The organism is Paenibacillus dendritiformis (assembly GCF_021654795.1).
GTDB lineage: Bacteria > Bacillota > Bacilli > Paenibacillales > Paenibacillaceae > Paenibacillus_B.
In genome coordinates this window covers 6213279-6233785 of record NZ_AP025344.1, presented here as the reverse complement: position 1 = coordinate 6233785, position 20507 = coordinate 6213279, and the positions used below count along the sequence as shown (strand labels likewise).

Annotated in this window: 13 protein-coding genes and 3 pseudogenes; 6 read left to right on the top strand and 10 right to left on the bottom strand. The window is 49.1% G+C overall.

Going from position 1 to position 20507, the window contains the following annotated elements; genetic code table 11:
* Positions 1-29 precede the first annotated feature (29 nt).
* Entirely contained in the window at positions 30-662 is a 633-nt protein-coding gene (locus tag L6439_RS27660) for a sterol desaturase family protein (protein WP_213471030.1), read from the bottom strand.
* Between the two features lie 263 nt (positions 663-925).
* Between L6439_RS27660 and L6439_RS27655 the strand changes: the two genes are divergently transcribed.
* Both L6439_RS27655 and L6439_RS27650 read left to right on the top strand, forming a co-directional pair.
* The gene (locus tag L6439_RS27655; protein ID WP_213471040.1) at positions 926-1513 is read left to right on the top strand and encodes a uracil-DNA glycosylase; all 588 of its coding nucleotides are present in this window, start codon (positions 926-928) and stop codon (positions 1511-1513) included.
* Between the two features lie 396 nt (positions 1514-1909).
* A complete protein-coding gene (locus L6439_RS27650; RefSeq protein WP_213471029.1) occupies positions 1910-3409 on the top strand; it encodes a malate:quinone oxidoreductase in 1500 nt (499 codons plus the stop codon).
* A gap of 131 nt (positions 3410-3540) precedes the next feature.
* On the opposite strand, the gene L6439_RS27645 is transcribed toward L6439_RS27650, so the two are convergent.
* Entirely contained in the window at positions 3541-4749 is a 1209-nt protein-coding gene (locus L6439_RS27645; protein WP_213471028.1) for a spr1629 family repressor/antitoxin, read from the bottom strand.
* A gap of 40 nt (positions 4750-4789) precedes the next feature.
* Positions 4790-5546 (bottom strand): annotated as a pseudogene (locus L6439_RS27640) (spr1630 family ClpXP-sensitive toxin).
* Between the two features lie 373 nt (positions 5547-5919).
* Between L6439_RS27640 and L6439_RS29830 the strand changes: the two are divergent.
* The 3 genes and pseudogenes from L6439_RS29830 to L6439_RS27630 all read left to right on the top strand — a co-directional run.
* A pseudogene (locus tag L6439_RS29830) lies at positions 5920-7273 on the top strand (cytochrome P450); the annotation flags it as partial.
* 89 nt (positions 7274-7362) lie between these two features.
* Positions 7363-9102: pseudogene (locus tag L6439_RS29825) on the top strand (diflavin oxidoreductase); the annotation flags it as partial.
* A gap of 231 nt (positions 9103-9333) precedes the next feature.
* Positions 9334-9654, top strand: a complete 321-nt coding sequence (locus L6439_RS27630) for a DUF2628 domain-containing protein (RefSeq protein WP_168178566.1) — start codon at positions 9334-9336, stop codon at positions 9652-9654.
* Between the two features lie 801 nt (positions 9655-10455).
* Here the strand turns inward: L6439_RS27630 and L6439_RS27625 are convergent.
* A complete protein-coding gene (locus L6439_RS27625; RefSeq protein ID WP_213471025.1) occupies positions 10456-11517 on the bottom strand; it encodes an endonuclease/exonuclease/phosphatase family protein in 1062 nt (353 codons plus the stop codon).
* Positions 11518-11631: 114 nt separating this feature from the next.
* Positions 11632-14781, bottom strand: a complete 3150-nt coding sequence (locus tag L6439_RS27620; protein ID WP_168178568.1) for a hybrid sensor histidine kinase/response regulator — start codon at positions 14779-14781, stop codon at positions 11632-11634.
* 349 nt (positions 14782-15130) lie between these two features.
* Between L6439_RS27620 and L6439_RS27615 the strand changes: the two genes are divergently transcribed.
* On the top strand, positions 15131-15349 hold the full coding sequence (locus L6439_RS27615; protein WP_213471023.1) for an AbrB/MazE/SpoVT family DNA-binding domain-containing protein: 219 nt from the start codon (positions 15131-15133) through the stop codon (positions 15347-15349).
* A gap of 247 nt (positions 15350-15596) precedes the next feature.
* On the opposite strand, the gene L6439_RS27610 is transcribed toward L6439_RS27615, so the two are convergent.
* The 5 genes from L6439_RS27610 to L6439_RS27590 all read right to left on the bottom strand — a co-directional run bounded on the left by L6439_RS27610 (position 15597) and on the right by L6439_RS27590 (position 20475).
* Positions 15597-16289 carry a Dph6-related ATP pyrophosphatase gene (locus L6439_RS27610; protein ID WP_213471021.1) on the bottom strand — a complete coding sequence of 231 codons (693 nt, stop codon included), beginning with the start codon at positions 16287-16289 and terminating at the stop codon, positions 15597-15599.
* Between the two features lie 561 nt (positions 16290-16850).
* Positions 16851-17174: a hypothetical protein gene (locus L6439_RS27605; protein ID WP_213471019.1), complete on the bottom strand. Its 324-nt coding sequence runs from the start codon at positions 17172-17174 to the stop codon at positions 16851-16853.
* Between the two features lie 429 nt (positions 17175-17603).
* Positions 17604-18209, bottom strand: a complete 606-nt coding sequence (locus tag L6439_RS27600) for a response regulator transcription factor (protein ID WP_168181844.1) — start codon at positions 18207-18209, stop codon at positions 17604-17606.
* Entirely contained in the window at positions 18206-19315 is a 1110-nt protein-coding gene (locus L6439_RS27595) for a sensor histidine kinase (RefSeq protein WP_168181843.1), read from the bottom strand. Before L6439_RS27595 ends, L6439_RS27600 begins: the two co-directional genes overlap by 4 nt.
* A gap of 26 nt (positions 19316-19341) precedes the next feature.
* Positions 19342-20475 (bottom strand): DUF418 domain-containing protein, encoded by a 1134-nt coding sequence (locus tag L6439_RS27590; RefSeq protein WP_168181842.1) that lies wholly within the window; start codon positions 20473-20475, stop codon positions 19342-19344.
* Between the last annotated feature and the right edge of the window lie 32 nt (positions 20476-20507).

Below are 20507 nucleotides of genomic sequence, written 5' to 3'. Positions count from 1 at the left end.
AACTTTGGCGTTTGACGGGTTGTTTTTCTTTAGAGATCAAGCTTTTTACTATCGCGTTGTTCAAGGTTGCGGGCCGTCTGGCTTAGCTCGACATTTTTTTGATCCTCAAAGGTTCCCAAGGCGAGATCAAAAACCGGGTTTGTCACGCCGTACCAGTAATTTTCATTTTTATAGTGATGCCATAAATGGACTTTCTTCATCCAACGGCCCCATGGGGAGACGGGGGTAACCGGACGATGGGCGATATAGTGCTTCCACTCATAAAACAAGAGGAACAGGATCACGCCAGCGAGAAAAGCATTCGCAATCACGAGGCGTGCTGAAATAAAGTAGGCGATGGTTCCCGCGATGGCGAGGTTCGGCAGAGTATACCACAAAGGCAGAAACAACAAATGCAGGTCATTCGGATTGGCGTGATGATCATAATGTAAACGCTTAAGTAATTTTAACAAGAAGGGATTTTTCGGAGTTTTTAGGTGAAACAGGAAACGATGCGTAAAATACTCGGCGGCGGCATAAGCGGCCATGCCTATGGCGAATGCAATCCATGGGCCAATGGTTGTCAGGCCTGGAATGAGCAGGCTAACACTGACCAAGAAGATTCCGCACATGATGCATATATCGGGAAAAAGGAAAAACTCTTTTATATATTTAGTCTTCATTCAAAACGCCTCCTTATTGCCATTACTTACGGCCAACGTTTCCGTGTATCTTGTGAAGGGGCCTTTTTGCTGCGCTGATCTATAAATATGCAGGAAATACGGGGGTGTTGCCGGTTGATCACTGGGAATGCTGATTCAAGTAAATTGCCGTCGCTCAAGATAAGTCAGGGGAACCGTAACCTAAAGAAAGGCAAGTTTTTGCTCTGGTGGGGGATAATGAATACATTGGTGCGAAAGAAAGGAAGGAGCTGCATGACACGGAAATGAGTCATCCCTTTATCATCTTCCCTGAAGAACAAGCGCCCGAAGGTCTTCAGCATTGTGAATGTTGCGAGCTATCCAAGCAACGGACTCGTGTTATCTGGGGTGAAGGAAATCCGAAAGCCAAGATCCTGTTGATCCTGGATAATCCGGGAGCCCGCGAGGATCGGCAAGGAAATCCGTTTTTGTGCGGTACCCGGGAGACACTCCAGCATGGCATGAGGGAAGCGGGTATCGATACAAACGCGGTTTATGTCACTTATTTGCTTAAATGCCGGCCGATTCGTGCTTACAATAAGCCTGAGGCCAGAGCAGCATGTCTTCCCCATCTACACTTACAGCTCCTGCAGAAGCAGCCGTCGGTATTATTTGGTTTTGGGAATGTCGTGGCGGAAGCAATATTCCCACAGAAGGAGAACGCCAGTGTCAAGGAATTGCGAGGGAGCTGGCACGAGTTTGAGGGTATCCCGATCAGCTTTACCTATCACCCGCTTGCCGTAAGAAGGAGACCCAATTTACTAAGGTTCTTCGTAGAGGATTTAAAAGCATTGAAGGAGAAGTGGAAGGAAAGATCAACGCCGGCCACATAAACGGATACATATATTCAATGAAGAAGACACGTTTAATCACGACAATCAGGCCCCCGATTACTTCGGCGGCCTTTTTTCGCTGAGAGACCAGATAAGCTATCATAAGGGAAAGCGATAAATTTCGGCATATTGGTGCGGGTACTAATCATGAGCAAGAGGAAACTTTAGTTAAGTTATCTCTTAAGGGCCAGCGTTAGAGAATTTCCTGCCTTTTAATTACTTTGTAACTGTCATATAATAGTAAATATCTTAATCTTTCAATGATAGTGGTATACTATGATTAGGCAATAATAGAAAAGGTATATGATTCCGATCACGTTCCGGCTGCTATGTTAGGGGAACTGGCGGGAGCGACTACATCTTTTCTTCAAATATCAGAGTATAAGGGCGGTAAAAATGAGCAGCAGACAAACCGAAACAGACGTTATCTTAATTGGTGCTGGAATCATGAGTGCGACTTTGGGGACATTGTTGAAGGAATTAGTGCCGTACTGGGAAATTACAGTGTTTGAGAAGCTGGCAAGCGCAGGAGAGGAAAGCTCTAACGAATGGAATAACGCGGGAACGGGGCATGCTGCGCTGTGCGAACTGAATTACACAACCGAAAAGCCGGACGGGACCATCGATATTAGCAAAGCGATCAAAGTGAATGAACAGTTCCAAGTTTCACTCCAGTTTTGGTCTTATCTTGTCGACCGCAATCTGATTCGGAAGCCGCAAGACTTCATTATGCCTTTGCCGCATATGAGTTTAGTCCAGGGGGAGCAAAATGTAGCGTTTTTGAAAAAACGTTTTGAAGCGCTATCAAACAATCCGCTGTTTCAAGGGATGGAATTTTCCGATGACCCGGAAAAATTGATGGAGTGGATCCCTCTGATTATGAAAGACCGTACCTTGAATGAACCGATAGCGGCAACAAGAATCGAATCCGGCACAGATGTCAACTTTGGCGCTTTAACGCGCATATTGTTCGATCACTTACAGAATAAAAACGTCGATATCCATTATCAACATCGAGTAGAGGATATTAAACGTACGAGCGATGGCTTGTGGGAATTGAAAGTACGGAATGATCGAGGCGAAGTCGAACGCCATACCGCCAAATTTGTCTTTATCGGCGGCGGGGGAGGAAGTCTTCCTTTGCTTCAAAAATGCGGCATTCCTGAAGGAAAGCATATTGGAGGGTTCCCGATAAGCGGGTTATTTATGGTGTGCAATAATCCGGAAGTGGTAGCGCAGCATCATGCCAAAGTATACGGAAAAGCGAAGGTTGGCGCGCCTCCAATGTCGGTTCCGCATCTGGACACCAGATTTATCGACAATAAAAAATCGCTGCTCTTTGGACCGTTTGCCGGCTTCTCGCCAAAGTTCTTAAAAACCGGTTCCATGTTTGATTTGATAGGTTCGGTAAAACCGAATAATGTATTGACGATGTTGGCGGCGGGCGCAAAAAACCTGTCGTTGACAAAATACTTAATCCAGCAAGTTTTGTTATCCAAGGAAAAGCGCATGGAAGAGTTGCGGGAGTTTATTCCGAATGCCAAAAGCGAGGATTGGGATCTATTGGTGGCGGGCCAGCGCGTGCAAGTCATCAAAGATACGGTTGCCGGCGGTAAAGGAACGCTTCAATTCGGAACGGAAGTCGTCAGTGCCGCCGATGGATCGATAGCCGCCTTGCTCGGCGCTTCTCCGGGGGCTTCAACCGCCGTGTCCGTCATGCTGGAGGTCATCGAGAAATGCTTCCCGCAGCATCTAAAAGAGTGGGAGCCGAAAATAAAAGAAATGATTCCTTCTTATGGATTGTCCTTAGTGGAAAACCCGGATCTTATCCATGACATTCGTACGGAAAAAGCGCGGATGCTTGGTCTGCACAGTGAACTGCAGCCTGTGATGTAGATAGTGAGAATGATCCAAATGATGGCGACTTGATAATATAATCCATCCGATAAAAATATCCCCTTCAAGTTGACTCGTTTTCTCATGATGACGTGAGGTCTTTTGAGTGACTGCTTGAAGGGGACGATCGCTTATATTTTATCTGCAGAAATACGCTCAGGTATTTTGGTAACATTGTCGAAGCCGAAATCCAAGTTTCTCGTCATGTACTTATTAAAAAAGCTTGGATCAATTCCTGTCATATGATGAAAGAAGGATACTTCTACTTTCCAATCGTTTTCAATCATATGCCCAATATCCAAGAGACCCCTTTTTGAAACCAGATCAATGATTGTTTTGATTTTCATTGGTTTCTGGATTGGAATGACATCATCAAGCGGTTCAACTTTTAAATAACCTTTCCGGTGCATTGCCGCGTAAAAGTTCCGATGATCTTTCGGTTCGATGATCCCAAGATTAGCTGCCCTATATCCCAACACTTGCAACGAAGTTTTCCATTTCGCTTTCAAATCTAAATAATCATCTGGATTCGTGATATGGGATACATCCTTCATGTCAATTGCGAATTCGTCTTCCGGCAGTAATAATGCTCCGGCAAATAGATTCGCTTCATTCTCAATCATTTTGTGCTCTTTCCGATCTAAGTTAGCAAATTCAAGGCGATAATGAAGCAACAAATGACCCAATTCATGTGCGATATCGAAGTTCCTCCGAACAGCCGATCGTTTCCTATTACCCAAAATGATATAGGGTCGATCGTTTTGGGTCCAGAGACTATAAGCATCAATTTCCTCGCCAATCGCCTTCTCAAAAACGAACACTCCGCTCTTTTCGATCAGGAACATGAGATCATCATTATTAGAATTCGGTAAGTCGAGCCTTTTTCGCGCCAAATGAGCGACATGATATATTTGAGTAGATCTGTCTTCACCTGTATCGTTTAGATACTCAATAACCTCGTCCCTTAACTTAATGATTTTTAAGGTAGGAAGGCTGACTTTGGCCGTTACGTAGTTCACAAAAGCATCTAAATATTCAATATGCTTCGCTTCTGCCTGCGTCTTCGAAATGACATTCAATACTTTTGAACGATATGCGATGTTCATTACGTCGACATTGGCAGGCGTCATGTATCGTGCAAGCATGTCTTCCGTATAAAAATATTTACTTTTTACGCTAAAAATTCGTTTCAATTCGTTCACGATCTGCATTTTCGGAGATGTATAAGCGTTCTCGTACTGCCAGACGGCTTGTTCTGTAACACCTAACATTTCGGAGAGCTGCTTTCGCGAATATCCATGCATGATCCGTAAATTGGCTAGATTTTTACCAATGAACATGCCTGCTCCCTCCTTATTTCCCTAACATCAATCTGTTTATTTATGAATTTTGTTGTTCCTCTTCATAAATCCCGATATCAAACGCGGCTGGATCCATAACATCATCGTTCATTGCAGGCGCCACTACATCGCGATCCTCTTCAGTTAACTCAGCTCCGGAGATAAAGTCGGAGAGATCCTCTACGAGGTAAGCGACGTTATTATTTAGATTAGGCAAATAGTGTCTGATTTCAGATATTTGATATGCCTCATCGAGTGCGTATGTAAGGATATGGAACTGATTGTAGGACGATGCGAAATCGTCTAGCTCATCTTTCACCCGGCTCTCCAGAATGAATAAGGAAAGCTGTTCAACCGCTTCTGTTTCGTTCCCTCTTTTCGATGATTGCCGTGTTGAGGGGAGTGCTAAGTCCTTATTGATTTTCGAGAGTTCATGGAGATAGGTCCGTTGCAGACCTTTCTTTCCACTATTGTTAGGCAGTTTTGCTTGTGAAAAGCATTCTTCATTGAAATAAGCCGCATTTTTTATAAGAAAAAGAATCTTCGAGTCTCCATGTATGAATTGCAGGTAATCCCATGTTCATCCCGCTTTTGATTTCTTATATGTGAAGCCGTGACGAATGCACTCTTCGGCGAGCTTGCTTTCAATAAAATTACCTTTCGTCCAGGAAAAAGCGGAGCTAATCTTCATTTTTGATTTGCGATCTTTCCGATGTTCAATATAGTCACGATAACCATCAACAATAGCATCAACAAGTCATTTTATTGTGTTCAGGACTAAACTTGTATTGATCCATCTCAAACACCCCAATTCCATTTTATGAAGACATTTATAGTGTAATCGAAATTGGACTGTATTGAAATGATTTTTTTTGTTTTTTTTAAAGTTTCGTTGTATATCTTCATTCATTTTTATAGTTTTAATGGGTTTTGCTGGACGTTTACGTTGAATTATTCTCGTACTGTCCACATATTATTCAAGTACATGTCAAGCTGCCTTTCCTATTCGAAGCTGGGATCCCTCCGCGTCCGGGCTTCCATAATTGAATTCGCCAATTTGGGGGAGATTAGGGAGGAGGATATAACCAAATCGCCGATTTTCTTCCCTAACGGTAATTCGAATGAGCCTGCCGTTACAATGGTTAACGTTATTGCAGAGGAGTTTTCTAGATGGACCAACAAATGCCGATACCGCAGCCCAGAACCTATGGGGTTCTCGGAAATTTACCCTTAATTGATAAGGACTCACCGACGTTGTCTTTCGGCAAGCTTGCTGACGAGTACGGCCCAATTTTTAGATTCGAGTTAATGGGAAGATCCGTAATTATCGTCTCCGGCCCTGACTTAGTAGCCGAAGTATGTGACCAGTCGCGTTTTGACAAAGCGATAGGTCATTTGCTCAAAGTACGTGATTTTGCGGGGGACGGACTATTCACCAGTCTAACGGACGAACCCAATTGGCAAAAAGCGCATCACATTCTGATGCCTTCCTTCAGCCTGCAAGCCATGAAGGGGTATCATGACAGGATGCTGGACATCGCTTTGCAGCTTGTCCAAAAATGGGCCCGCTTGAATCCGGATGAAAGTATCGACGTTCCGGACGATATGACGCGGCTCACGCTGGACACCATTGGCTTATGCGGATTTGACTATCGTTTCAATAGTTTCTATCGAGAAACCCCTAATCCTTTTATCGTCAGTATGGTTCGGGCTCTGGATGAGGCCATGCATTATAGCAGCCGTTTGCCGCTTCAAAACAAGCTGATGTTAATCACCAGACGTCAGTACGAGCGCGATATTCAGTCGATGTTCTCCTTAGTCGATAAAATTATCGCCGAGCGTAAAGCAAGCGGGGATCAGGGAGGAACGGATCTACTAGCCAGAATGCTGACCGCCAAGGATCCTGAGACGGGACAACCACTGGATGATCAAAATATTCGGTTTCAAATTATTACGTTCCTGATCGCGGGTCATGAAACGACAAGCGGGTTGCTGTCGTTTGCGATTTACTTTTTATTGAAGAACCCGGAGGTTCTCAAAAAGGCATACAGAGAAGTGGATGAAGTATTGACCGGCCCGTTGCCTACGTATGAGCAGGTTCTGAAGCTGAAATATGTGCGCATGATTTTAAATGAAGCTTTGCGCTTATGGCCGACTGCTCCCCAATTTAGTCTTTTCGCCAAGGAAGACACCGTGATTGGAGGGAAATATCCCATCAAAAAAGGGGAAGCCGTTTCCATTATTTTGCCCAAGCTTCATCGCGATAAGGGAGCATGGGGGGAGGATGCGGAGATCTTCCGGCCGGAACGGTTTGAAGACCCCGCCACAGTTCCCAACCATGCCTATAAACCGTTCGGGAATGGCCAACGGGCTTGCATCGGGATGCAATTTGCGCTTCACGAAGCGGCGTTAGTTCTCGGATTGATCCTTCAGCACTTTGAACTGACGGATCATTTGAACTATCAGTTGAGAGTAAAGCAAACCCTGACACTGAAACCGGCCGACTTCAAAATCCGTGTGCAATTACGAGACAAAAAACTCGCCAATCCGTATCCCATCCAACCGGAGAGCAACCTTGACGGTGATCCTGGCCCGGAAAATAAAAGAGAGGCGGCCTCCATCATCGGCGTCCATAATCGGCCTTTGCTCGTTCTCTACGGTTCAGATATGGGAACAGCCGAGCGGATTGCCAAAGAACTGGCGGATCTTGCCCGGTTGCACGGCATCCGAAGCGAGGCGGCAACCCTTGATGACCGGTTAGGCAAACTGCCGGAGGAAGGCGCCCTGATCATCATCACCTCTTCGTATAACGGGAAGCCGCCCAACAATGCGAAACAGTTTGTGCAATGGTTGGAACAGGTCGAGCCGGGTGAGCTTCGCGGGGTTCGCTATGCCGTATTTGGTTGCGGGGACCACAATTGGGCGGCCACGTATCAAGCGGTCCCGAGGTTCATTGATGAACAGCTAGCCGAGAAAGGAGCGACGAGATTTTCCCTTCGCGGGGAGGCCGATGCAAGCGGTGACTTTGAAAAGCAACTCGAAGCATGGAAAAGTCAAATGTGGGCCGATGCGATGAAGACATTCGATTTAAAATTGAATGAAAATGCGGAAAAAGAACGGAGCACACTCAGCATTCAGTATGTAAGCGGCTTGACGGAAACTCCGCTCGCCCAAGCGTATGAAGCGGTTCATGCAACAATCGCGGCCAATCGGGAACTGCAGCAGCCTGGCAGCGAACGAAGCACACGCCATATCGAGATTGAATTGCCGGATGGGATGACCTATCAGGAGGGCGATCACCTTGGAGTTTTTCCAAGCAACCGCAAGGACCCTATCGATCGCATTTTGCGGCGGTTTGGTTTGCGTGAAAAAGATCAAGTGATTTTGACTGCAAGCGGAGCCAGTGCATCCCATCTGCCTTTAGAGCGGCCAATCTCTCTTCTTGATCTGCTAAGCCATAGCGTAGAGGTGCAAGAAGCCGCAACTCGGGCCCAAATCCGCGAAGTGGCCGCTTTCACGGTGTGTCCTCCACATAAGCGTGAATTGGAAGCGTTGCTAGAGGAGGGGACATATGAAGAGCAAGTCTTGAAGAAGCGGATTACGATGCTGGATCTTGTTGAAAAATACGAAGCGTGCGAGATCCCGTTCGAGAAGTTCGTGGAGCTTCTGCCTCCGCTTAAACCGCGATATTATTCGATATCCAGCTCCCCGCGGATGGACCAGGAACGCGCCAGCATTACGGTTGGGGTCGTCCGAGGGCAGGCTTGGCGCGGACGAGGCGAATATCTTGGCGTGGCCTCGAATTACTTGGCGGACCGCAGGCCGGGAGACGATATTGTCATGTTCGTCCGAACGCCGGCTTCCGGATTCCAACTCCCCGAAGATCCGCAGACTCCGATTATCATGGTAGGTCCGGGGACGGGAGTAGCGCCATTCCGCGGTTTTCTGCAAGCCCGCGCTATAATGAAGCGGGAAGGACAAGCGCTGGGAGAAGCCCATCTTTACTTTGGCTGCAGGAACGAAGCGGACTATCTTTACCGTGATGAGCTTGAACAATATGAAAGGGATGGAGTCGTTATGCTTCATACGGCTTTTTCTCGCAAGGAAGGTGTGCCCAAAACCTATGTCCAGCAACTGATGGCGAAGAATGCAGAAGAAATCATCCGCATTCTCGACGGCGGAGGGCGGCTTTACGTATGTGGAGACGGCAGTAAAATGGCTCCAGATGTAGAGAACGAACTGAAGAAGGCTTATCAGGATATCCACGGGGTGGATGAACAAGAAGCGGTCAACTGGCTGGGCAATCTGCAGACGTCCGGAAGGTATGCGAAAGATGTCTGGGCGGGGATATAGATGATTCGGCCGGTGCTCCCACGCAGGAGAAGCCAGATCATGGCTTCTCCTGAAGGGGAATCGGGTATAATCGAGTCCCGTAAGGAGTGGTTCCAATCTCTGCGCGTATAGAGTTGAAGAAAATAGGAACATTTTTAATTTTGTGAAAAGGAAAATAATTCCTCGACAAAGTTAGCGCTCACAGCTATAATTGTGACGGTTGTCAGATATTTCAATGCGGGGGGATAATCGATGCATGTACAGTTAGTTAATGCGCAAGGCGCTGCCAAGAATGTGAAACTCGGATTTAGTTGGACCACTTTCTTTTTCGGATTTTTTCCTGCGCTGTTCCGCGGAGATCTGAAATGGGCTGCTATTATGTTTATTTGTGCAGTTCTATTTGGTCTCTTTACCCTTGGTTTGGGAGCATGGATTCCGGGTATTATTTTTTCATTCATTTACAACAAGATGTACATTAGAGAACTGATGGAGAAGGGTTACCGCCCAGCCAATGCGGAAACGGAAGCTGCGCTGCAGGCAAAAGGCATCATGGCTCAGGCGGTAAGAATATAGTAGCGGATTATCTATACATATGTGAAACCAACAAAAGACCGCGGGGATGCGGTTTTTTTGTTCCTCGGCAGTATGGAGGCCACTGCTTGGAAGGAGATGCGGTGGCCTTTTTTATCATGCGCACAGTTCTGGCAGGAGAGTATACAGCGGCTTGGGGCGGGCTAACATATTGCTGCCAAGCGAATGAAAGGCCTAATCGGACTCAAGGGGAAACGCAACAAAGCCCCCTAAACACGCTCAATGGGCCGCACTATCGCAGCTTAGCGCCAAGAAGCGCGCTGTACAGGGCAATGGGATAACGTTGCCAAGAAGCAGGACAGCGCCAAGCGAAAGCCTCCAGTTCCTGCAAAAGTGCAGCATTTTAAGTTGAACCAACGAAAATATAACGAAATTGCTGCACAGCTGCATCAATTTCCTCAAACTGCGACCTATTCAGGCGAAATTGAGTGAAATTCCTGCATTTTTGCAGGATTGCGTTTTCAAATATTCCGCCGCTGTAGAATCCTGTATTTTTGCATCATTTCCGGCTGGTGTCTGGGGCCTGTTCCGGCTTGAACGCATCTTCTCCTGTAGAGCCCTAATCGATCGGAGGACGATCAGCACGACACGCACACACGATGCTAAAATAGTGCTTACCCAGACCGTATTTTAATACACAGAGAAACGATAAATGCGACTGCAGCGCGAAACCGTTGTCGAATACATAGGAGAATCACTCACTCTAATGACGGAAAATCGCAGCAACCACAAAAAAGCCAGCATCTCCGACAATCAGAGGCGCTGGCTCTCTTGGCGTCCGGCTTATTTCAATATAAACCTTCCGGTCACCGGATTATGGTCACTGTTCTCGAAGTTCAGAGCGTGTCCGGTCACAGCGGCGATTTCGACATTCGGAGAGACGAGGAAGCCGTCGATGACCGCGAGGAAGGTAATCCCTGGCCGATACGCGCTGTCCAGCGTGCGGACGGAGGGCGTGCCCGGGTCCACCGCCCATTGGAAACCAGCCGGAGCGAAGGTGTCCGGGAAGGGCTGCAGCCACTGCGGCCATTCCTGCCGCGACGGAAAGCGGCGGTGGTCGGTTCCCGGCAAGGCGTGGTTCCAATCGCCGCCGAGGATGAGGTAGTTGTCCTTCTCCATTTCTTGCTGTATATATTCTCCCAGAAAATCAAGCTGTTGTTTGCGGATGGTGCCGCCCTTGTCGAAGGCCGATAAATGCAGGTTAATCAGCACGAGCTCTTTACCGTTATCGACGGGGAAGCGGCTCTCGATAAATGCGCGATCCAGTTCAAAGAGCTGCACTGGCCAGCTCTCTTTGCCCGGCAGATCGAAGCGGGTGTGAGAGCGGCTGTGGAACTTCGATAACGTCAGCAAGCCGCTCTGCACCGCGCCCATCGGATGGGTCAGCGGCACGGGAACCCATGCCACCTTATAGTTATAGGCGAAGGTGCTGCTGTACTCCGGCAGGCTGTCGCTAATCATCTGAACCTGATTAATATGATGGCTGCGTGAAGAATGAACGTCTACTTCCTGCAGGATATACAGATCGGATCGGGTGTCCTTTAGAAAATCGGCCATAGCGCTCAGGTTCGCTTCCGTCTGTTCCTTGCTGCGGGAGCGGGACATCGTTCCGCCGTCCATGAAGAAGTCCTGTCCTTGGTCGAGACCGGCGTAGCCGAGATTGAATGTCGTGACGGTGAACGGCTGGCCCCGCTTCAGCGTAGAGCCAGTGTTATTGTTGGTTGGAAGCTCGACTTGAGCAGGGGGCTTATCATCCGCTGCGGTCATATAGATGAGAAAAATGGCAAGCGCAGCAATGGGGGTGAGCACGACCCAGGCCAGCCACTTTAATAATTGTTTGATCATCAGATCGTGTGGTACCTCCTCGTTATCAAAGCTTGCAGCGCAAGGCAAACCAGCTCCGATGTCCCCGGCCTGCCTTAGACCGGGAACGCTTCATGACTGGCTTCTTATAGATTATTACTGATGTTGATCCGGAATGACAAACGATACGGTTGTTCCCTCATTCGGCTGGCTGACAATAGACAAGCCGCGGCCGTACAATTGAATCAATCTTCGGTTCGTATTGGCGAGCCCGATTCCGCCCTTCCCCTTCAGGGTCGGACTCAGCAGATGGGCCACCCTGTCTGGTTCCATCCCGTTGCCGTTGTCTGTGACTTCAATCCGCGTGAACCCATCTCCGCGAGTTATCCGAAGCTGAATCGTGCCGCCTTCATTGCGGCTGAGAAGGCCATGCTTGACGGCATTCTCGACCAGCGGCTGAATGGAGAGAGGCGGGAGGAGCGCGTCGATGCCGGGCTCAATCTCCCGGACGATAGACAACCGGTCTCCGAACCGCTCTTTCTCAATGTATAAGTAGGCTTCGACCAGATCCAATTCACGCGACAGTTCGACCAGTTCCCCCGTGTTGAGGTAGTCGAAGCTAATTCGTAAAAAGGAGGCGAACGCATTCCCCAGCCTGCGCATTTTTTGCGTATCAATTACGCTTAGCGCCATCAGCGAGTTCAGCGTGTTGAACAGAAAATGAGGCTGGATCTGCGCTTGCAGATAAGCCGCCTCCATGCGCAATCTTTCATTAATGGATTGCTTCAATGTAGTCAGCGCTTTGATGCGGGATTTCAGCTCGAGCGCGTCTACGGGCTTGGTCACGTAATCGTTGGCTCCGGCCGAGAAACCGGTGTAGATGTCCGCTGGCTGACTTCGGGCGGTGAGCAGCAGGATCGGAAGCTCGGACACGGAATAGTGCTCCCTTACTCGCTGCGTCAGCTCATAGCCCGACATGTGCGGCATCATGACATCGGCAATCAGCAAATCCCATTGCTGTGTTCCCAGCAGCTCCAATACTTCGCGGGCCGATTGGACGGTGGTGACCGTATACGGTTCCGTCGACAGTATCCCAACAAGCACATTCAGGTTGACCGGATCGTCATCCACGGCAAGAATATGAACGTTCCCGTCCGGCAACAGCGGCGGGATCGGTACGGTGGCCGCCAATTCCCCGCTTGTCGGATTGGCCGAGGTAAACCCAACCGGCTCGACTCTGGTCCCGACGGTACGCTGATCGGGGTAAGCAGGGCCTTGCGACGGCGGGAACGGCGATCGGTCAGCCAATGGCAGAGTGAAGCTAAAGACGGAGCCCTTGCCCAGCTCGGAGCGAACGTTCAAGGTGCCGCCGTGCAATTCCACCAGTTGCTTGCAAATGCTCAAGCCCAGTCCAATGCCTCTCCCATCGCTGATGCCGGGAGAGCCCTGCTCATAAGGGAGGAACACGCGCGCCTGGGTCTCCTCATCCATGCCGACCCCGGTGTCGGAGACCAGAATGACGGCATTCTTGCCCCTCGTCCGGGCGGAGACGGTGATCGTTCCCTCCGTCGTATATTTGAGGGCGTTATGCAATAAGTTGTACAAAATTTGCACAAGCCTTTTCTCATCCCCCATTACGGGAGGCAGCGATTCGTCGATATCCATCTGGAGTTGGACGGGCTTGCCTTCGGTCAGAAATTTCAGCATCGCGATGACGCCGGGAACGAGCGATTGAATCCGCAGCGGCTCTTGCTGCAGCACGACGCGGTGCTCCTTGAGAAGCGCGATATCGAGCAGATCGCCAAGCATATGCGACATGCGGCGGCTGATCGTGATCAGCAGCTCCATATCTTTCACGCTGCTTGCATTCATCTTTTCCTTCTCTTTCGTTACCACGGTCTGAGCGATATTCATAATCCCGTGAAGCGGCGTTCTCAGTTCATGCGACGTATTGGCCAGGAATTGGTCTTTCAGCTGATCGGCTTCCTTGAGCTGTTCGTTCAGCTTGGCGTTCTCCTTGGCATTATGGATATATTTTTTGAACCAATACGTGGAAAATCCGATAATGGCCACCAGAATATCGATGAGATAGTAGACGGTCGTAACCTCTTGAACCGACTCCAGGATGCCCCATAGTAAGTTGGAGATCATACCCGCTGCGGAGAGCAGCAGAAACACGACGTCCTTGTCGCCCTGCTTTCTGAAGATCATCGTTCCTACGATATAAAAAAACCAAGCGAACGAAAAGAGATAAAAGGCAATAAACAGGTTGAAATGCACTGCGCCGTATACCCATGAAGCGGGCGCGGCAAGCAGAAACCCGGTAAAGCCAACGATTGCCGCGGTGTATGCCCTCAGCCATACGTTCCCCGAAGAAGCCGAAGCAAATCTTCTGAAAATAACAAGGATAAAATAGTTTTGCCACAGGAGAGCGATCAACTTGATCTTGATTGCCCACGTATAGTTGATCGGAAGCCATATTTGCAGCACGTTGTCATGACCGATCAGTACCGCGATGCCGACGGTCAGCATTAACAGAAACGTAATGAGCAAAGCCCGTTCTTGGCGGTTGAACAGGTACAGGATCCATGCATACATCCCGTGGAGCAGCAGCACAACGAACGTCACTAGCTGAAATCCGATAGAATACCAACGCACATAATCAATGGAGGCCTGAGAGCCGAAGCGAATCGAGCGTACAAGACCGCCGTTAAAAGGTTCATCGAAGTTGGCCGCGTGAATAAGCACTTCAAGCTCCGTTGTTCCTTTCTCAGAGTGGGTAGCGGTGTAAGAGACGCTTTTGGGCCAGTAATCTTTCTCGGCCGCGGCAGGTTTCCCGACGCCGTATTTGTCCGATCCGTTTATCTCCACTTGCGATGAAGCCTGAATCCCTTGGAGCCAGAGCGCGACAGGCTCCTCCAGCGGATCGATCAGAATGCGCAGCCGGTACGTTCCGTACCCGTACGAAGTACCGGAAGCCGGGTTCATCGCGCTCCCCCAATCTCCCGGAACCTGAATGTTGCGATACGGTTTGTCATCAGACTGCAGATCCTGAAAAGATATAAATTGATTCGGATAGAAATGCCATTCGCCGTCCATGTAGAAAGGGGGAGCTTGCTCCAGATCGATACCGCGCAGGTCGAGCACGCCATTTACCGCCCGCTGTTCTCCCGATGTATAAAAGAACTCGGACCACGCCCATCGCAGAGAGAGGAGACCCCCGAAAATCACGATGAGCAAGACTATATTTCGATAGGCAGGGGAAACATTATTTATTTTGGGCAGTTGCTTAATGAGTGGGAGCATATAGCACTTATTCCTTTACGAAAATAATCTATTGGATGGTTCCATAAAAAGGTGTCTGCAAAACGGATATTTGCTGCCCATAATCATTTCGTTGCAGACCATCCGTTAAGTGCAACATTGCCGAAGTTATGTAAAATTTAGGTATTCAAGGGATGGAAATAGGCGTTATTCTTGATTCTTTTGATTATAAGTCTTTATGAGAATGTAAACAATATTGCCCCAAAATTTGTTCTCGGACCGGCCGATCGCGAACCAAATAAGAACCTGGATTTCATAGCCAATGTATTGGTTATACAAAGTGTACTTAGACATACTTAACTAACTAATCTTACTTTTTGGGGGGTGAATCATGAAAGGACCAAAAAGGCTAATATGCTTGGGCAGCAAAAGTCGGAGAAAAAGAAAAATCGTCATTCCAAAGGAAGCGCGGGAGATCTTTGAAATTGAACCCGGCGACACGCTGCTTCTTCTTGGTGACGAGGAACAAGGCATAGCCATCGTGAAGGGCGGTAAGTTTACGGAGTTGGCCAACAAAATTTTCGGTGCCCATGAGGATGGGGGAAGGTGAGTGAACGGAGTCGCGGTAACCGGCTTGACGACAAGATTTAACGAAAGGACAGCGGTCGACCGCTGAATCCTATCGTAAGGGAGGGATAAAACGGAAGACATGATGGAGGCCAATGAGTGGTAGGGCGGTTTCCATCGCCTCAAATTGGGAAAACCCGTTCGTGCTTCATGCGTCTGGCCCTAATCATGAATAAGCGGCTCCCTCTCGGCAGGTTCCAGGGGGCAGCCGCTTGCCTGGCCGTTTTGTCTCAAGGCTTGTCCAGCTCCAAAGGCAAAAACGCATATTCGCCGTTTTTTAATATCTCGCCTTTGCGAACGGGGATGGGTTGTCTGAACAATGGCCCGTCGATGACGGTCGTGTGGAACTCGCCGCCTTCTCCGCAAGGATCGATGCCGCGGGCGAGAAGCTCCTCCACATACTCGTGGGTCAGCACTCGGCCCAGGTCGTCCTCCCGCATGCCTAACGATAAATTCACGGTCACCAGCATCGTCACGAAGCCGAGATCGATGAACTGCCGGACCGCTTCCAGATGATCCATCTCCCAGAGGGGCATCCCCAGCTTTAGGCCCGCATTTTTCGTTACTCTGTCATGCCAGCAGCCATGCGCGGGCACATCCAGGTCGCCGGTGACCAACACTTCCGCTCCTTCGCTTTTCGCTGTGGCCAACAGGATCATAAAGTTCTTCTCATAATCCGCCCAACTCGTGGCGGCCGTATATACAGGCAAGCCGATAGCTTCCGCTTGGGCTTGTACCACCTCGGGCGGCATGCCATGCGAGCGGGAGCGCTGCCCTTCTTCCTCCAGCATAACGATCAGGCCAATGGCTTCACCAACCTCCATCGCTTTGTATAGCGCCAGCGTGCTGTCTTTCCCTCCGCTGAAGGAAGCGACAAATTTCTGCCCGCGGGCGCCGTTTTTCCAATCTGCTGTTTCAGTCATGTCTGTCTTCTCCTCCGCTGTCTATACTCAGGAGTGTCTGTTTCCAGTTCCAGGTACAGGATGAGCTGTTCCTCTTTCATTATAAGCGATGGCGCCGGCATTCAGTAGCAGGATGGCGGCGAAGCCCTCCGGCAAGAGGGCTTCCGTCTAGGCCATGATTCCGAGCTGGGCCGGTACAGCTTGCTGTAATGGGTGAACCGCCGCCTCCAGCCCGCCCTTTTCCGCCTTTGTTAAAAGAGAGGAGCTTACGGGAACCATCGGACACAGCATGCCGATGGTGGCGTTGTTCGATTTTGCAATGCGGATGACGTACCCGCTTTTTCATCGTTCATGCAAAAAGTATTCGGCCTTGAGTGGTCTATCCCGATTCCATGTTCGGCACGCCGGCTTTTTGCAGTTCGATTTGCCGAGAAAACTGTAAAAGTGCAGTATTTCCTTATGATGCTTTTTCTGTTACAGGCATTCCTGCAAAACGGCAGGAATTTCAGCCATCTCAAGAGATCGAGCCCCGAATATACCCAAAATTGATGCACTTTTGCAGCAATCCCATCAACTAACGGTTCAAATAGCAAAAAATCCTGCTTCTACCAGGCTGTTGAGAAAGAAGTTTTGAGTAGGAAAATGGATATTTCCACCATCCTGAAAACTGCACCATTTCCCTAGACACGCCCATCCGGCAGTCGAAATCCGCAAACTCCACGATTTTTCCAGGCACGCCGATTCGGTAAGCGAAATCCTGCAGAAATACAGCAATTCGATATGGACGACTATTCCAGAAAGGGAATCCTGCAAAATTACAGGAATTTCCCCCGTTTCGCTTCGGTTTGAAGCAAAAGGGCCTAAAATGATGTAGATTTGCAGCAATTCCTCGGGATGGGGACTCATTAAGCCGAAATTCCTGTAAAATAGCAGCAATTTCCTCCACACATCCAAGCCCCAGGAGGCAACGATGCTTCCAGCAGGCCGATAGTGCTTCCAGCAGGCTGATAATGCTTCCTGAAGGCGATGATGCCCCCAGCATCCGACGCGGTCGATTGGATCCCGTAAAATCAGGCCATTGAGTAGTCTATGGGACTTTTCACCTGTGATGTGGATCTCTTCTCCCGGTAGAAAAAAATCGATTTAAAACGCTCTAAGAGCCAAAGTTTGGATGAGGAAAATGGACCTTCTCCACCCCTTCACAAAAAACAGGGGTTTTCCAACAGCCTGTTCTACGCAGAATTTTGCTTCCTCATCGATTTTCCGCCGCCTTACCCTTCTTCTTTTCCGCTTCCCGCATCCGCCGTTGTCCCGTCTGGCTCTTGCCGCATATAATTAGAGCCAGCCCTTCTCATCGGCAATATTCACCGCTTGCTGCCTCGATTCCGCTTCCAGCTTCTGAATCGCGGAGGACAAATAGTTCCGCACGGTCCCCTTCGTTAAGAAGAGAGCCTTGCTGATATCGCTTGTCGTCATGCCCGCCTTGGTGAGGCGCAGCATCTCCGCCTCCCTGTCGCTTAACGGATTCTCTTCTTTCATAAAAAGCGCTGCGGCCAAATCGGTGCTGATCACCCGTTCCCCCGCCATGACTCGGCGAATGGACTCAATCAGATGTTCAATCGGTTCATCTTTTAACAAGTAGCCATTCACCTGAGCCTCGATCGCTTTTTGTAAGTAGCCGGGACGGGCAAACGTAGTCACGATCATGATTTTGCAGGGCATGCCGGCATTTCTGATTTGTTCAGCCAACGCAAGGCCGTTGATGAGAGGGATCTCAATGTCCAGTATGCACACATCAGGCTGATGCCGCTGTATCGCCTCCCAGGCTTGCTTCCCGTCCGGCACTTCAGCCAGCACTTCAATATCGGGTTCGAATGTGAGCAAGGTGGCGAAGGCGCCGCGCAGCATCTGCTGATCTTCGGCAATGACGACTCGAATCATGGGGCAGGATTCTCCTTTCCGTGTTGACGAAGCGGAAGCTGCATTGAAATAACCGTTCCCCTCCCAGGCGAGCTGTCTACCGTAAAGGTTCCATGAAGAGCTTGCAACCGCTCTTTCATCGACTGAATTCCATGTCCGGTTCCTGAAGGCAACAGGCCGACTCCGTCATCCGTTATCGATACACAATACAGATTATTCATCGTTTCCAGCCGGATTGTACATTTCTTTGCTTGACTGTGTTTGACAATATTGGTCGCCGCTTCCCGAACAGCGAGGGCAATCATCGTTTCTTCTACGCTTGCGAGCAGGGGAGGCATTCCATCTTTCACGATCTCCAGATCAATGCCTGCCGTATGCAGCAGCTTGCGGGAATGCTCGATTTCATTCGCCAGAGAGATGAACTTCAAATCGGAAACCAGTTCTCTCACCTGCTTCAAGGCGATTCTTGATGTGTACAGTATATCCTTGAGCTCTTCCTTGGCCTGCGATGGATTCTTATCTACCCACTTCGAGGCCAGCTCGCATTTCAGTTTAATCATCATGAGGGTTTGCCCGAGCGTGTCATGTAGATCCCTCGCAATCCGCTGCCTTTCCTCCTGTTGAATGTACTTTTCCAGCTGTTGATTGGCGGCATCCAGCTTGCTTTGCAGGCGCTTTGCCTTTGCCATGATATAAATGACGATAGGGAGGAGCATTTGAACGATCATGAGAGGCAGGAATAGAAAATTGTCGTCCGTCCTCTCCCAATACACCAAGATAAACATGAGGCCAATGGCTGCAACCCCGATACCAATATGCCACTTAGACTTCGACTTTCCAATCAGATCGGCAAATATAAAACCAAAGAGTAAAAGGTGCGGGTCGATATAGAAACCGATCAGAGCCGTCGTGGCAAGACCGGCTAGAACGGCTGCCAGTAGATATCCATTCCGCAGCCACAGTGCGAAATAAAAGGAAACAAGAAAAGAAAGCAGAAGAAGGAGACTTCCCAAGAGACCCGGATTCGAACTGGAGCTGAGAACCATATAAAATAAATACACGATCGCGATCACATCGATGAGCAAATAATTTTTGATTTGTTCTCTCGGGTAAATCTTGAATATCATGGATGACCTCCAGTTCGGTTATCGGGTTATCTGGATTCGAAGAGTCCCACTGCGCGTCTGCGGACCGATTCCATCGGCCCGAGCTTGAAGACACGAAGCCATGTTGAGGCAAACCATAGCTGGAAGATCGAGATGCCGATCCAGATTCCTATAATTTCCCAGGAATTCAGCTTTCCGCCTAGAGCAAAGCCCCAACCGTAAAAAAGAACAGAAGCGATTATATTTTGCATGACATAGCAGCTTAAAGACATCTTTCCGGCATGTTCAAGCAGGCGCCACAGCCAGTTCCACTTCGTATATTGTATCATTTTCCCAATGAGTGCTATATACCCAAGTGAGAGGAAGGGAGCAAATAGATAGCGCACAGGCAGATCAAAGGCGCCTCCGGGGATAAAAATCAACAGGTTCAGCGGCAGACCAAGAAAAATGCCCAGTTTCATGAGTTTTTTACGCTGTTTTGCGCCGTTCTCATCTTGGGCAAAGACCCCTGAGCGCATAAGACGAACGCCAAGCAAGAATAGAAAGACATTCATCGGAATCACGAGAATGGCTTCCAAGCGAAGCGGGAAGAAATAAGACAGCCGATATTGGATTTGCTCCAGCCAAGAACCGTCTTGATAGAGCGCGACAATCTGATCGAAGCTCCCCATCGACATCTTGGGAGATATCAAGGAAAGAAGCAGGATGGCCAAGATGATGCCCCCATGGACGCTGCCAATCCATCTCATCGTCATCGATATAAGGCGGTCGCCGCCTCGCACGATGAAGGCTGCGATCATGCCGGTGATTCCGTAGCTCATGAGGATGTCGAACTCCATGACCAGGGCGAAATGAAGCAAGCCTTCCATGAACAAGATGATGAGGACCCACATATAAACTCCCGGCCAAGCTTTCCCTGTGCGCATCGCTTGCTGATACTTTAATTCCATTCCTACACCGAACATAATCGTCAGCAAGCCAAGCAGCTTCCCGTTCACGAGAAATAACGCGATCATCCTGAGCAGATCATCGGGCTTCCACCAGCCGGCATACTCATACGTCGTAATATAAGATAAATCTCCTAAGTGCGCGAATATCCAGATGTTCGTCCCTAACGTTCCCAGGATGGCGAACCCTCGCAGAATATCCAGCAGCCGAATTCGCGCTTTGCGCTCCTCCACATTGCTCCCCCTTTTCTCCTATTCGTTCTTGT